The following is a 13986-nucleotide window of genomic DNA, read 5'->3' as shown; positions in this document are numbered from 1 at the left end:
CTTATCGGCGCGGTCGGCCGCGATTTTCATGTCTGGGTGCGCGGCGTGGTCGAAGTCCCTGCCGGCCGGCACGCCGCCGGCCCGGCCGGTCTTCTGTTCTTCGATAGCAACTGGGTAGTCCCCTTGCTCCTAGCCAGAAGTCGACTCTGTTGCCTTACGGATTAAACCCATCACGGCTGCCTTCAGCCGTACGACGGCGCTCTTGGTCTTCCTGATGCAGGTCAAGACTCCACTGCCGGCCGGCCAGGCCTACATCTTGGGCTTCTCCACAGGGCAGGCGTATCGGGACGGGATCGCATTGCGGGACTACGAGCGGGCGAGCAAGATTCGCATCCGGCACGGGATGCCGCAGACCCTGCGGGACCGCCCCTCGGGGCGGCATCGGTGACCGAAGTTGTCGAAGTGCAGGACACCTGGATCTCAGGGAGGGGATCGCCCGGGCATTTACGTGTACCACCTGGTGGACTTCCTGACCGGTGAGCGGATCCTGCCGATACAACCGGTGTCCGTTCGCGGCTGGGCGCGCCGCCCGGAACCGACGGCATTCTCGGTCGACGTCCAAGTCTGGCTCCAGCCTCGGCGAATCGAGGACTGCACGGACGAGGGCAACCCGAACGCTGGCCAGCAGCAAAGCATCCCTTCCTGACGGGACGCAATCGTGGAGGCATGGGCAGGCAGACGACGACGGCAACCTCACGATGGAGGCCATCGACGAAATCAACACGGCCATCAAGTACCGGCCAAAGCACTCGTTCGAGACCGCCACCGATGATGCCGGCGGCCCGGTCACGCCAGCCAAATGTGTCACCGAACACAGAGCCGCCTCCGCCGCATCATGAGGGGCTCTTCGTGTGGGGGACATCTAGCTTTGGCAGATGCGGATCAATAGCCGTAGAACTGCTGGCGTGTCCTTGCTTTGTGTATGAGGCCTTTGATCTGATTCATGAGGTCCGAAGCCGGCGTCACCTCCCGGTGAGTTACTTCCTCCGTAGCTGCTCGCCTCCCGATGGTGATCGTGACGCGATCTTGCCGACCGTCACCCTCGAGTATCTGATCGTTGATGAGTCGCAGAGGTAAGACCCAGCCATGGAAGTCACCCGTGTACTCGATCCTTACCGTGTCCCCGCGGCCACTCAGCGCCGGCTCGGATCCAGGATCATGTTCGTGATCTTGGCCGTGGACAATCGTTTCCCCTGCTCATCGGTCATGACGATCTCATGCGTGGTCAGCGTCCCGCCCAGGTGGATCGGCGTGCAGGTCCCCGTGACCAGGCCGCCCGTGGCACCGCGATGATGGGTGGCGCTGATCTCGATCCCCACCACCGGTTTCTGGCCCTGCGTGTGCAGCACGGCGCCGATCGATCCCAGGGTCTCGGCGAGGACCAGGTGGGCGCCGCCGTGCAGCAGCCCCGCGTTCTGCTCGTTGCCCGCCACCGGCATGGTGGCCACCATCCGAGCCACGGTCATCTCCTGGAACACGATGCCCATCTTCGCCGCCAGCGGGCTGATGCCCAGCACGCCCAGCTTGTCGTGGAGCTCCTCCGGGATCCCGGAGTCGAGCATCATCTGCCGTCGTTCCTCGGGACTGAGATCCGGGGTGGTGCCCGGCACGAAGGCATAGGGCGCCGGCCCCGTGGTCGGTGTTGAGGCAGATGGTGTGGCGGGCGCAGTGCCCGGCGATGTGGCGGGGGCTGCTGTCTGGGCATCGTTCATGACCATTAGGCTGGCACCCGTGACTGATTCGAGCAATCCCGTACCCGATTCCGCCGTCCCCGCCGCGCCACCGGCCGCCGACCAGCGCCTGCTGGTCATCGATGGCCACTCCATGGCCTTCCGGGCCTTCTACGCGTTGCCGGTGGACAACTTCGCCACGGACACCGGTCAGCACACCAATGCCGTCTACGGCTTCACCACCATGCTGCTGACCATGATCCGCCAGCAGAAGCCCACGCACGTGGCGGTGGCGTTCGACCTGGACACCCCCACGTTCCGCTCGGAGGAGTACACGGAATACAAAGCCGGCCGCTCGAAGACGCCCGAGGAGTTCCACGGGCAGATCAACCTGATCATCAAGGTCATGGAGGCCATGAACATCCCCACCGTCTCGGTGGACGGGTTCGAGGCGGATGACATCGTGGCCACCTTCGCCGCGCAGGCCGAGGCCGCCGGCTGGGACACCCGCGTGGTCTCGGGGGACCGGGACGCCTTCCAGCTCATCACGGAGCAGACGACGGTGCTCTATCCGAAGAAGGGCGTCTCGGACATCCCGCCCATGGACGCCGCCGCCATCATCGAGAAGTACGGCGTGGCCCCGGAGCGCTACCCGGACCTGGCCGCCCTCGTCGGCGAGACCGCGGACAACCTGCCTGGCGTCCCCGGCGTCGGCCCCAAGACCGCCGCCAAGTGGATCAACCTCTACGGCACCGTCGAGGACGTGCTCGAGCACGCCGACGAGATCAAGGGCAAAGCCGGCCAGTCCCTCCGGGACCACGCGGACGACGTCCGGCGCAACCGTCGCCTGAACCACCTGCTGCGGGACATGGAGCTGCCCGTGGCCCTCGAAGCCACCGAGCTCACCCACCCGGACCACGAGCAGGTCGAGGAGCTCTTCGACGCGCTCCAGTTCAACACCGTGCGCCAGCGCCTCTTCGACACCCTGGCTGAGCGCCTCGGGGGCGAGCCGGAGAGCGCCCCGGTCGAGGCCACCCCGGAGTTCACGGTCCTCACCCCGGATGCCGCCGGCGCGGCCGCGCTGGAGTCCTTCCTCTCCGAGCACGCCGCCAACCTGATGGGTGTGCACGTCGTCCTGGACGGCCCGGCCATCCTGCCCAAGCGCAAGATCCCGGCCCCCGGCGACTACGGCGTGGCGATCGGCGCCGCCCTGGTGGCAGAGGTCAGCGGCGGTGCCGGCACTGCGGGCACGAACACCGGGCAGGCCGCGAAGGCTGCCGTCTATGTTGACCTCTGGCTCCCCTCTGGGAGCACCTCCCCTGAGGACACCACGCCCGACGCCGGCCCCGGCCGGGTGCTTGCGGCCTACCTCGCGGAGGCGGGCCACCCGAAGGCGATCTACGACCTCAAGGCCGTCGCCAAGTCGCTCTCCGCGGCCGGGCACCGGACCGCACTCGGGACGGATCTGGTGCTGGCCGGCGTCGTGGACGATGTCCTGCTCTCCGCCTATCTGATCCAGCCGGACCGCCGCAGCTACGGCCTGGACGCCCTGGTGCAGACCTATCTGCAGTCCACCCTGGAGATGGAGGACGACCCGACCCAGGCCGGGGACCAGCTGGAACTGGATCTGGACAGCGCGGTCGAGGCGGGGGCCTCCTCGGAGGGGGCCGCCCTCCAGGCCCGGGCCGCCGCCTCAGTTCGGGCGGGATGGATGGTGCGCCGGCTCTCCGAGGTCTTCTCGCCGGCCCTGATCGAGCGTGGCGCCCAGCAGCTGCTGCTGGACCTGGAGATCCCGCTGGCCGAGGTCATGGTGGACATGGAGCTGGCCGGCATCGCCGTGGACCGCCCGGTCCTGGACGGGCTGTTCGCCGACTTCACCGAGCGCATGGAGGCGGCCCAGGAGTCGGCGTGGGCCTCGGTCTCCGAGGTGACCGGCGGGGAGAAGGTCAACCTCGGCTCCCCGAAGCAGCTGCAGGCCCTGCTGTTCGAGAAGCTGGACATGCCGAAGACCCGCAAGACCAAGACGGGCTACTCCACGGACGTCGACTCCCTCAACGACCTGCTGAACCAGACCCAGCATCCCTTCCTCGAGAACCTGATGCTCCACCGGGACGCCACGAAGCTGCGGCAGACGGTGGAGGGGCTGCGGGACACCGTGGCGGAGGACGGGCGCATCCACACCACCTACTCGCAGACGGCCGCCGCCACCGGACGGCTGTCCAGCCTGCACCCGAACCTGCAGAACATCCCGGTGCGCACCGAGGCAGGCCGGAAGATCCGCGACGTATTCGTGGTGGGGGAGGGCTACGGCACCCTGCTGACCGCGGACTACTCCCAGATCGAAATGCGGATCATGGCGCACCTCTCCGAGGACGAGGCCCTGATCCAGGCCTTCCGGGACGGTGAGGACCTGCACCGGTTCGTCGGAGCGCAGGTGTTCGGCGTGGACCCGGCAGACGTCTCCGGTGAGATGCGGGCCAAGGTCAAGGCCATGAGCTACGGACTCGCCTACGGGTTGAGCTCCTTCGGGCTGTCCAAGCAGCTGCAGATCCCCGTGGATGAGGCACGGGGACTGATGAAGGGCTACTTCGATCGCTTCGGTGCCGTGCGCGACTACCTGAAGGACGTGGTGTCCCAGGCCCGCCAGGACGGGTTCACGGCCACGATCAAGGGCCGGCGCCGTTACCTTCCGGACCTCAACAGTGACAACCGCCAGTTGCGGGACATGGCCGAGCGGGCCGCCCTCAACGCCCCGATCCAGGGTTCCGCCGCGGACATCATCAAGCAGGCCATGCTGGACGTGCAACTGGCCATCAACGAGCAGGGCCTGCGTTCCCGGATGCTGCTTCAGGTGCATGACGAGCTCATCCTCGAGGTCCCGGACGACGAGCTGGAGGCGGCCACCGCCCTGCTGGAGGACAAGATGGGCCATGCGGCGCAGCTCACGGTACCCCTGGACGTGAATGTGGGCGTGGGGCGAAGCTGGCATGATGCAGCCCACTGATCGGCCTGACGGGCACACGGACGGGTTCACGGACGAACGTACCGCCGAGATCCTGCCCGGCCTGGACCTGCTCCGTTTCCGGTCCTCCGGCCGGCCAGCCGCAGAGGACCCCCGCGGTGCCCGCATGATCGCCGCGGTCGAGCGGGGCTTCTACGAGGCGGTCCCCACCGGGGCGGCGCTGGACCAGGTCCTGGACCTGGACGCACAGGACCAGCGCACCTATGTGGGCGTCTATGAGGCCGGGGCGGCACCGGAGACCACGGAGCCGGTCGGCACCTTCGCCTCCTTCAGCAAGAACCTCCAGACCGGGCCCGGCCGGGAGATCGAGGGCTTCCTCATCTCGGACGTGACCGTGCGCTCCACCCATCGCCGCCGGGGCATCCTGAGGGCCATGATGCGCGCCGAACTGGACCGAGCCGCCGCTGCCGGGATCCCCGTGGCCGCGCTGAGCGCCTCGGAGGCCACGATCTACCGGCGGTTCGGGTTCGGGGTGGCCACCACCCGACGCACGGTGGAGGTGGACACCGGCGGTGAGGTCGCCCTCGCCGGGCCGGTTTCCGGGTCCATGAGGATGGTCGAGCCGAAGGACCTGCGGGACCTGGGGCCGGCCCTCTACGACCGTGCACACCGCCAGAGCCCCGGCGCCGTGGGCCGCACGGCCGCCTACTCGGTGATCGAGACGGACACCTGGATGTCCAAGAACGATGGCAAGGGCACCGGGGTGCTCGCGGCCGTGCATCACGACGACGGCGGCACCCCCCGCGGGTACGTCACCTACACGTTCACCGGCTGGGACCAGAAGGTCCCGACCGTCAAGGTCGGGGTGCTTGTGGCGAGCACCGCCGCCAGTTACCGGGCGATCTGGGACTACCTCATCCACCTGGACCTCATCCGGAAGGTCGAGTGGGGCTTCGCCTCGGACGACCGGCTGCTCGAGAACCTGCTGGTGGACCCGCGCCGGGTCAAGACCACCGGGCATGCGGACCAGCTGTGGCTGCGCATCCTCGACGTTCCGGCCTGTCTGACGGGCCGGCCGTACCACCGGGACGGCGAGTTGGTCCTGGAGGTCACGGACCCCCTCGGCTATGCCGCCGGGATCTGGCGGCTGACCGTGGAGGGCGGCACGGCCGGCGTCGTGCGGGTGGGGGACGCCAAGACGGAACTCGAGACGGTGACGGCGGACCTCTCCCTGGACATCGCCGAACTCTCCAGCGTGTACCTCGGCGGGGTGTCGGCGGAGATGCTGCGGCAAGCCGGGAGGATCACGGAGCTCCGGCGGGGTGCCGCGGCGGAACTGACCGCCCTGCTGGCCCAAGACCGGCCGGTGTTCTGCATGACGGGTTTCTGACGGACTGCCTTTGACCCAGACTTGCCAATGTCGTTAGACTGAACGAGCACTTTCTGTGCGCTACCAATATTCATATCAACCCACTATCCGGGTTGTCGCGTTCCCCTCGTGTGTCCGCGTCGCCCGGCCGAGTGAACAATCCACATCGGAGCCCCTACTACATGACCATTACCTCCACCGCCCCGCAGGTTGCCATCAATGACATTGGCACTGCTGAGGACTTCCTCGCCGCCGTTGACGCCACCATCAAGTACTTCAACGACGGCGATCTGGTCGAAGGCACCGTCGTCAAGGTCGACCGCGACGAAGTGCTGCTCGACATCGGCTACAAGACCGAAGGCGTCATCCCGTCCCGGGAACTTTCCATCAAGCATGACGTGGACCCGGACGAAGTTGTTGCCGTCGGCGACAGCGTGGAGGCCCTTGTCCTCACCAAGGAGGACAAGGAAGGCCGCCTGATCCTCTCCAAGAAGCGTGCTCAGTACGAGCGTGCCTGGGGCTCCATCGAGAAGATCAAGGAAGAGGACGGCGTCGTCACCGGCACCGTCATCGAGGTCGTCAAGGGCGGCCTCATCGTGGACATCGGCCTGCGCGGCTTCCTGCCCGCCTCCCTGGTCGAGATGCGCCGCGTCCGCGATCTGGCCCCGTACATCGGCCAGGAGCTGGAAGCCAAGATCATCGAGCTGGACAAGAACCGCAACAACGTGGTCCTGTCCCGCCGTGCGTGGCTCGAGCAGACCCAGTCCGAGGTCCGCTCCAACTTCCTGCACAAGCTGGAGAAGGGCCAGGTCCGCACCGGCACCGTCTCCTCGATCGTCAACTTCGGTGCCTTCGTGGACCTGGGTGGCGTCGACGGCCTGGTGCACGTCTCCGAGCTGTCCTGGAAGCACATCGACCACCCGTCCGAGGTTGTCGAGGTCGGCCAGGAAGTCACCGTCGAGGTGCTCGAGGTGGACATGGACCGCGAGCGTGTCTCCCTGTCCCTGAAGGCCACCCAGGAAGATCCCTGGCAGCTCTTCGCCCGCACCCACGCCCTCGGGCAGGTCGTGCCGGGCAAGGTCACCAAGCTGGTTCCGTTCGGTGCGTTCGTGCGCGTCGAAGACGGCATCGAGGGCCTGGTGCACATCTCCGAGCTGGCCTCCCGCCACATCGACACCGCCGAGCAGGTCGTGTCCGTCAACGACGAGCTGTTCGTCAAGGTCATCGACATCGACCTCGAGCGTCGCCGCATCTCGTTGTCCCTCAAGCAGGCCAACGAGGGCGTCGATCCGGAGGGCACCGAGTTCGACCCGGCGCTCTACGGCATGGCTGCCGAGTACGACGACGAGGGCAACTACAAGTACCCCGAGGGCTTCGATCCCGAGACCAACGAATGGCTCGAGGGCTTCGAGACCCAGCGCGCCGCTTGGGAGCAGCAGTACGCTGACGCCCAGGCCCGCTGGGAGGCTCACAAGGAGCAGGTGTCCCGCCACCTCAACGAGGATGCCGAGGTCGCGGCCGACGTCGAGTCCGGCGCCGCCTCCTACTCCTCTGACGACAACAACCAGGTTGCCGATCAGGGCACCCTGGCCTCCGACGAGGCTCTTGCCGCCCTGCGCGAGAAGCTCACCGGCAACTGATCTGCTGATCAGTCACGGGTCGGCCATGGGCTGACCCGCCGACCTGACAGGCCCCGCACCCTCCGGTGCGGGGCCTGTCTGCGTCTTGGGGGCGGAGCCGGGGTGCGGATTCAGCGGCGGGTGCTGACGGTCACCGTGAACGTCCGATTGCGGGCGAGCTGCCGGGTGGGGCCGACGAGGCGCTCGAGCTCAGCCCGGTACATCAGGTGCGAGTTCCACACGCACCACAGCTCCCCGCCGGGACGCAGAACCCGTGCCGAGGCGGCCATCAGGCGCACCGCGACCCGCGTGTCCACCGTGTTGCCCGCGTGGAACGGCGGATTGAGGACGAGGAGGTCCTCGCTGGCACCGGGGAAGGTGGACAGGGCGTCATCCCGGCGGACCTCGATCCGGTCCTGGACCCCGTTGAGTGAGGCCGTGAGCCGGGTGGACGCACACGCGTCCGCGGACTGGTCGGTGGCGATGACGCTCACACCCTCCATCCCGTCCAAGGCCTCCATCCCGGCCGGCTGAGAGGCCAAGTACACCGCGATCGTGCCGTTGCCGCAGCCCACGTCCACGGCCCGCTTCCGTCCGGCCCACTCGAGCCCACCCCGCTGGAGCTCCGACTCCAACGACCGGAGCAGGAAGGCCGTCCCCGGATCGAGGTTCGTCCCCCCGAAGGTGGCCCCGTGGGCGGCCAAGGTGACCGGGCCCAGGCCGGGCATCTCGTGTTCGGCGGTCCGAGGGAACGGGGCGGGGCGTCCGCGCCGCGGGCCGCGTGCGGTGATGACCCGGGACTTGGACCGGCCCCGGCCGGGCACCACCGAGCCGAAATGGCGCTCGAGGACGGTGTTCTGGCGCGGGGTCATGTGCTTGTCCCGGCCGCCCGCGAGGAGTAAGACGTCCTCGTGTGCGTGTGCGGCGATCAGGTGCGCCCACTGCTCCAGGGCGTCCAGGGACCGGGGCAGTTGCAGCAGGATCATGCGCGCACCGGCCACCAGGTCGGGGTCGATGCCGTGACGGCTCAGCGGGCCGGCGTCCTCCAGCGCACCGGAGCCGCGGAACGTCGTCACATTGGCGTCGAGTGAGCGCTCCTGGCCCAGAGCGTCCTGGCCGATCCGGACGGCATGTCCCGCGGTCAGCAGGGGCAGGGTGAGTGCGCCGTGACGGTCCTCGAGGACGCCGACCGGAGGGACGCCGCTGTCATCCCGCGATGCGGCATCCCACCAGGCCTGCGCCGTGTCCAGCAGCAGCAGATCCGCGGCGTCGTGGGCCTGGAGTTCAGGGGACTCGGGATAGGGCCACCGGGAGAGGGCGGCGAAGTCGAAGCCGGTGGTCAACGAGGTCCGGTGGACCGGCGGGGTCTGGCCTCGGGGGACGGAGTTCAGGGCAGGAGAATTCACGGCAGGTCCACCCACTCGGTGCCCAGCGTGCGCACGTGTCCTGCCCCTGCGGTGACGGATGCCAACCGCTCGGTGAACGCGGCGCCGGACCGGCCGTCGTCGGGCAGGGCCACCACCAGCGTGGCGGATCCGGAGCCGTAGCGTGTCTCCTGGACGTGGAAGCCCGCGGCCCGCAGCTCGTTCTCCCACCGCCCGGCCTCGGCGTGCGGAGCGTCGACGCCGGCCAGCACCATGCGCTGCCGCGTCACCGTCTCGGTCTGGTCCAGGGTCGCGGAGACGGCGTCCGAGTAGGCGCGAACCAGGCCTCCAGCACCGAGCTTCACTCCACCGAAATAGCGGACGACGGCGACGCCCACGTCGGACAGGTCCCTCGCCGCGGTGCCCTCGGGCCGTGGCCGGGTCTCGCGCTGGGACAGGGCCTCCAGCATGGGGACGCCCGCCGTCCCGGCGGGTTCGCCGTCATCCGAGGAGCGCATGACGTCACGGTCCGGGCCGAGGATGAACGCGCTGCACACGTGCCGGGCCTCGTGGTGCTGCTTCCGGAGGGACGCGATGAACGTGCGGGCCTCATCTTCAGTGGTGACGCGCAGGGCATGGCCGATGAAGCGGGAGCGCTTGATCTCCAGTTCGTGGACGACCGGGGTGCTGATCGTGATCGACGGGAGCACCGCATAGCATGATGCCCGGGATCCGGGCTGCTCCACAGACATGCCGTCCACTCTACTGCCGAGTACCCATCCGGCCGTGATGAGGTAGTTTGTTTGCGAGCGTGAACCCGCCCCGGCACGACCGCCGGTGACGGCTCGATCGGAGGGGGACTCCACATGCTGACCCGATTGCACAACCGACTCGGTCTGCGCACCGGCCCGGCCATCTTCTTCATCTCAGCGTTGATCATCGTCGTCTTCACCCTGGCCATGGCGATCTTCCCGGGACCGGTCCAGGGCGCCTTCGGCGTGGTCTCCACCTACCTGCGCTATGACGTCGGCTGGTTCTACACCCTTGGCACCACGTTGCTGGTGGTCTTCGCGGTGGGACTGGCCCTGAGCCGGTTCGGCCGCATCAAGCTCGGGGACGACGACTCCGAACCCGAGTTCTCCGGAATGGCGTGGTTCGGCATGCTCTTCGCCGCCGGCATCGGCGCCACCCTGATGTTCTGGGGCGTGGCCGAGCCGATGAACCACTACGCCAACCCGCCGCTGTACGGCACCGAGCCCTTCTCGGACCAGGCCGCCACGCAGGCCCTCGCCATCTCCAACTTCCACTTCGGCATCCACATGTGGGCCCTGCTGGTGGTCCCCGGGCTGTGCTTCGGCTACTTCACCTACAAGCGCAAGCTGCCGCCGCGCGTGTCCTCGGCCCTGCAACCCCTGCTCGGGGACCGGATCCACGGCCCCTGGGGCAAGCTCGTGGACATCATCTCCGTGCTGTCCACCGTGTTCGGCCTGGCGGTCTCCGTGGGCCTGGGCGCCATGCAGATCAACAGCGGCATGAACTACGTCATGGGCGTCCCCATCAGCGGGTGGCTGCAGGCGGGCATTGTCGCCATCATCACGGGCATCGCCCTGGCCTCGGCCCTGGCCGGTCTGGACAAGGGCATCAAGCGGCTGTCCTACCTGAACATCGTGCTGGCGATCGTGCTGTTGGTCTATGTGCTCATGTGGGGCGCCACCATGGACACCGTGCGCGGCATCGTCGAGTCGGCGGGGGCGTACCTGTCCCACCTTCCGGCGCTGTCCTTCTTCAACGACACCTTCGGCGGCGGTGAGTGGTCGGGTGACTGGACCGTCTTCTACTACGCCTGGACCGTGACGTGGTCGCCCTTCGTCGGGCTGTTCATCGCCCGGATCTCCCGCGGCCGCTCGATCCGTGCCTTCGTCACCGCCTGCCTCGGCCTGCCGACGGCCTTCGTGGTCATCTGGTTCGGTATCTACGGCCTGAGCGCCTTCAGCATCGACCGTGCCGAGGGGACCGCGGGGTCCTTGACGGAGACGATCGTCACCGACGGGAACGTGGAGGCGGCACTCTTCCAGCTGCTGCAGTCCTACCCGCTGTACCTGGTCACCGCCGTCCTGGCCCTCATCGTCATCGTCATCTTCTTCGTGACGTCACTCGACTCCGGGGCCCTGGTCCTGGACTCCATGGCCTCCGGGCACGAGGACGAGGGCCCGAAGCGCCAGCGCGTGTTCTGGGCCGTGTCCGTGGGCCTGGTCTGCGCCGTCATCCTGGTGACCTCGGGGGAGAACGGCCTGAACGCGCTCCAGGAGGTCATCATCGTCATCGGTGCCCCGGTGATGGCGCTGTCCCTGTTCCAGGCCTGGCTGCTGCTCCAGGCCCTGCGCGAGGACGCCGGAACCGCCCGGCCACTGCGCACCCGGCAGTGGAAGCAGGTGCTGCCGATCGAGGAGTACCACCGCCGCGCCCACGAGGACGAGCACGACTTGGACGAGTACGTGATCCGGCCGGAGTACGAGGTGGGCACCGAACCCGAGTACGAGGCACTCCAGCCGAACACCTACCACCGGCAACAGGCGCTGGAGAGCCGTGGGCTGTTGACGGTCGGCCTGACCGGTGGCATCGCCTCCGGGAAGTCGCTCGTGGCCCGTGACCTCGCGGAGTGGGGCGCCGTGGTCATCGACGCCGACGAGCTGGCCCGCGCGGCCGTCGCGCCGGGGTCCGAGGCCCTGGCAGAAATCCGTGAGGGATTCGGTCCGGAGGTGATCGCCGATAACGGTGAGTTGGATCGTCAGGCCCTGGCACAGCTCGTCTTCGGCAACACCGTGGCCCGGGAGAGCCTCAATGACATCGTCCACCCGAGGGTGCGGGAGGAGATCCAGCGGATCGCCCGCGAGGCCGGCCCCGAGGCGGTGGTGGTGGTCGACCTGCCGTTGCTGGTGGAGACGGCCTCTGCGGGCGAGTTCGACGTGGTGCTCACCGTGGAGACCCCTGCGGAGGCGAGGGTCAACCGGCTCGTGCACGAGCGCGGGATGTCCATGCAGCAGGCCTGGGCGCGGGTGGATGCCCAGGCCACGGACGCCGAGCGCCGGGAGATCGCCGACCAGATCATCGTCAACGATGCGAGCCTCAACGACCTCTCCGAGGCCACGCGGCGTTTCTGGGACGAGTATGTGCAGCCGGTCCTCGATGAGCACCACGCCACCACCGCTGCGGGCAGCGCCACTCCTGAGGGCGGATCCCAGTGAGCGAGGTGAACGAGACCGAAGACGGAATGGTCAGGCCCCGGCTGCACATCGGACTGACCGGCGGCATCGCCAGCGGCAAGTCCACGGTGGCCGCGGAGCTGTCCGCCCTCGGCGCCATCGTGGTGGACGCAGACGCCCTCTCCCGCGCCGTCGTGGCGCCCGGCAGTGAAGGCCTGCGCCGCGTGCGTGAGGCCCTCGGCCCCACAGCGATCGCTGCGGACGGCTCCATGGACCGCGCCGCCGTCGCGAAGCTGGTGTTCGCCGATCCAGAGGCCAGGGCGCTGCTGAACGGGATCATCCACCCCCTGGTGCGGGCCGAGGGCCGGCGGCTCGTCATCGAGGCCGGCCCGGACGCCGTCGTGGTCCAGGACGTGCCGCTGCTGGTGGAGTCCGGGCAGGCGGGCTCCTACGACCTCGTGCTGGTCGTGGAGGCGGACCCAGAGGAGCGGGTGGTGCGGATGATCCGGGACCGGGGGATGACCGAGGATGATGCGCGGGCCCGTATCGCTGCCCAGGCCACGGACGAGCAGCGCCGCGCCGCGGCGGACGTGCTCATGGTCAACGACGCCGGCCTGGAGGACCTGCGCCGCACGACGCGCCGGGTGTGGGACGAGTATGTGGTGCCGTTCAAACCGACCGGAGATTCAGACCCGTCTCGGCGTGGAAGAGATACGCCTCGTCGATGACCGGTTCGACGGCCAGGGTCTCACCGGGTTCCACCCGGTGCCCGCGGGGCAATCGCACGCAGACGCGGCCGCCCCGCACCGTGACTCCCTCGGTTGGACGCGCGGGCAGCCCGTAGGCGAACTGGTCAGCACCGAGGTCCTCCACGAGCGCCACGGTGATCTGGAGGGCGCCAGGGTGGGACTCCAGGCTGACCGTACGCCAGGCCTCCGGGCGCAGGCCGACGGTGAGGACAGGACCTGCGTCCGAGGCACCGGCGGGCAGAGCGATCCGGTGCCCGGTGCCGCCGAGGTGGGCCGCGCCGTCACGCACCGGGACGCCGTCCACGAGGGTGATGGCAGGGGTTCCGATGAACTCGGCCACGAAGGTGTTGCGGGGCCTTGAGTACAACTGCTGCGGGGTGCCGACCTGCTGCAGGAGGCCCGCGTTCAGCACGCAGACCCGGTCACCGAGGGTCATGGCCTCGGTCTGGTCATGCGTGACGAACACGGTGGTGGTGCCCAATCGTCGCTGTAGCTCTGCGATCTGCGCCCGGGTGGACACCCGCAGCTGGGCGTCCAGGTTGGACAGGGGCTCGTCCATGCAGAACACCTGTGGTTGGCGGACGATGGCCCGGCCCATGGCCACCCGCTGGCGCTGGCCACCGGACATCGCCGCCGGCCTCCGTTCCATGAGGTCGTCGAGCTGGAGGATCCGGGAGGCCTCCTCCACAAGTTCCGTGATGCGTCCACGGGGCACCTTACGGTTCTGCAGCGCGAAGGCCATGTTCTGCCGTGCGGTCATGTTCGGGTAGAGGGCATAGGACTGGAAGACCATGGCCACATCCCGCTGGGAGGCCTTCTGTCCGGTGACGTCCCGGCCGTCCATCAGCAGCCGGCCGTCGTCAATGGGTTCGAGGCCGGCGAGCATGCGCAGGGTGGTCGACTTCCCACAGCCGGAGGGTCCCACGAGCACCAGGAATTCACCGTCGTGGATCTCCAGGTCCAGGCCGACCACCGAGGGGTGGGGGTTGCCCGGGTACTGGCGGGTGAGGTTCTCGAACGTGATGCTGGCCATCTGAAGGGGCTCCTGGA

Annotated in this window: 11 protein-coding genes; 7 read left to right on the top strand and 4 right to left on the bottom strand. The window is 68.4% G+C overall.

Translation table 11 applies throughout. From position 1 onward, the window contains the following. Nucleotides 1-214: 214 nt before the first annotated feature. Together ACFFIO_RS00205 and ACFFIO_RS00200 are read left to right on the top strand one after the other, a co-directional pair. Complete coding sequence (locus tag ACFFIO_RS00205; protein ID WP_378039721.1) at nucleotides 215-388, top strand: hypothetical protein; 174 nt, start codon at nucleotides 215-217, stop codon at nucleotides 386-388. A gap of 310 nt (nucleotides 389-698) precedes the next feature. Next, nucleotides 699-839, top strand: a complete 141-nt coding sequence (locus tag ACFFIO_RS00200) for a hypothetical protein (protein WP_378039720.1) — start codon at nucleotides 699-701, stop codon at nucleotides 837-839. A 294-nt stretch (nucleotides 840-1133) separates the two neighbouring features. On the opposite strand, the gene ACFFIO_RS00195 is transcribed toward ACFFIO_RS00200, so the two are convergent. Further along, nucleotides 1134-1718, bottom strand: a complete 585-nt coding sequence (locus tag ACFFIO_RS00195; protein ID WP_378039719.1) for a hotdog fold thioesterase — start codon at nucleotides 1716-1718, stop codon at nucleotides 1134-1136. Here ACFFIO_RS00195 and polA point away from each other — a divergent pair. The 3 genes from polA (at nucleotide 1711) to rpsA (ending at nucleotide 7641) form a co-directional block, all read left to right on the top strand. Further along, entirely contained in the window at nucleotides 1711-4674 is a 2964-nt protein-coding gene (polA, locus tag ACFFIO_RS00190) for a DNA polymerase I (RefSeq protein ID WP_446681835.1), read from the top strand. The two genes, ACFFIO_RS00195 and polA, sit on opposite strands and share 8 nt — an antisense overlap. Then, nucleotides 4658-6022 carry a GNAT family N-acetyltransferase gene (locus ACFFIO_RS00185; protein ID WP_378039718.1) on the top strand — a complete coding sequence of 455 codons (1365 nt, stop codon included), beginning with the start codon at nucleotides 4658-4660 and terminating at the stop codon, nucleotides 6020-6022. The genes polA and ACFFIO_RS00185 overlap by 17 nt, the downstream gene beginning before the upstream one ends. A gap of 161 nt (nucleotides 6023-6183) precedes the next feature. Continuing rightward, nucleotides 6184-7641 (top strand): 30S ribosomal protein S1, encoded by a 1458-nt coding sequence (rpsA, locus tag ACFFIO_RS00180; RefSeq protein ID WP_188806625.1) that lies wholly within the window; start codon nucleotides 6184-6186, stop codon nucleotides 7639-7641. Nucleotides 7642-7751: 110 nt separating this feature from the next. On the opposite strand, the gene ACFFIO_RS00175 is transcribed toward rpsA, so the two are convergent. Together ACFFIO_RS00175 and ACFFIO_RS00170 are read right to left on the bottom strand one after the other, a co-directional pair. Beyond that, nucleotides 7752-9026, bottom strand: coding sequence for a class I SAM-dependent methyltransferase (locus tag ACFFIO_RS00175; protein ID WP_378039717.1), 1275 nt, complete (start codon nucleotides 9024-9026; stop codon nucleotides 7752-7754). Next, the gene (locus tag ACFFIO_RS00170; RefSeq protein ID WP_378039716.1) at nucleotides 9023-9736 is read right to left on the bottom strand and encodes an IMPACT family protein; all 714 of its coding nucleotides are present in this window, start codon (nucleotides 9734-9736) and stop codon (nucleotides 9023-9025) included. Before ACFFIO_RS00170 ends, ACFFIO_RS00175 begins: the two co-directional genes overlap by 4 nt. 114 nt (nucleotides 9737-9850) lie before the next feature. Between ACFFIO_RS00170 and coaE (ACFFIO_RS00165) the strand changes: the two genes are divergently transcribed. Together coaE (ACFFIO_RS00165) and coaE (ACFFIO_RS00160) are read left to right on the top strand one after the other, a co-directional pair. Beyond that, the gene (coaE, locus tag ACFFIO_RS00165) at nucleotides 9851-12229 is read left to right on the top strand and encodes a dephospho-CoA kinase (RefSeq protein ID WP_378039715.1); all 2379 of its coding nucleotides are present in this window, start codon (nucleotides 9851-9853) and stop codon (nucleotides 12227-12229) included. Nucleotides 12230-12234: 5 nt separating this feature from the next. After that, nucleotides 12235-12915 (top strand): dephospho-CoA kinase, encoded by a 681-nt coding sequence (gene coaE / locus ACFFIO_RS00160; RefSeq protein WP_378039714.1) that lies wholly within the window; start codon nucleotides 12235-12237, stop codon nucleotides 12913-12915. On the opposite strand, the gene ACFFIO_RS00155 is transcribed toward coaE (ACFFIO_RS00160), so the two are convergent. Further along, the gene (locus ACFFIO_RS00155; protein WP_378039713.1) at nucleotides 12857-13969 is read right to left on the bottom strand and encodes an ABC transporter ATP-binding protein; all 1113 of its coding nucleotides are present in this window, start codon (nucleotides 13967-13969) and stop codon (nucleotides 12857-12859) included. The two genes, coaE (ACFFIO_RS00160) and ACFFIO_RS00155, sit on opposite strands and share 59 nt — an antisense overlap. Nucleotides 13970-13986 lie beyond the last annotated feature (17 nt).

Source organism: Citricoccus parietis (assembly GCF_042433045.1).
Classification (GTDB): domain Bacteria; phylum Actinomycetota; class Actinomycetes; order Actinomycetales; family Micrococcaceae; genus Citricoccus; species Citricoccus parietis.
This window is presented reverse-complemented; position numbering and strand designations above follow the sequence as displayed.

Excerpts from the sequence above, each read along its gene's own strand:
- ACFFIO_RS00205 (WP_378039721.1), top strand. The coding sequence starts at position 215 with ATGCAGGTCAAGACTCCACTGCCGGCCGGCCAGGCCTACATCTTGGGC.
- ACFFIO_RS00200 (WP_378039720.1), top strand. The coding sequence starts at position 699 with ATGGAGGCCATCGACGAAATCAACACGGCCATCAAGTACCGGCCAAAG.
- polA (WP_446681835.1), top strand. The coding sequence starts at position 1,711 with ATGACCATTAGGCTGGCACCCGTGACTGATTCGAGCAATCCCGTACCC.
- ACFFIO_RS00195 (WP_378039719.1), bottom strand. The coding sequence starts at position 1,718 with ATGGTCATGAACGATGCCCAGACAGCAGCCCCCGCCACATCGCCGGGC.
- ACFFIO_RS00185 (WP_378039718.1), top strand. The coding sequence starts at position 4,658 with ATGATGCAGCCCACTGATCGGCCTGACGGGCACACGGACGGGTTCACG.
- rpsA (WP_188806625.1), top strand. The coding sequence starts at position 6,184 with ATGACCATTACCTCCACCGCCCCGCAGGTTGCCATCAATGACATTGGC.
- ACFFIO_RS00170 (WP_378039716.1), bottom strand. The coding sequence starts at position 9,736 with ATGTCTGTGGAGCAGCCCGGATCCCGGGCATCATGCTATGCGGTGCTC.
- coaE (WP_378039715.1), top strand. The coding sequence starts at position 9,851 with ATGCTGACCCGATTGCACAACCGACTCGGTCTGCGCACCGGCCCGGCC.
- ACFFIO_RS00155 (WP_378039713.1), bottom strand. The coding sequence starts at position 13,969 with ATGGCCAGCATCACGTTCGAGAACCTCACCCGCCAGTACCCGGGCAAC.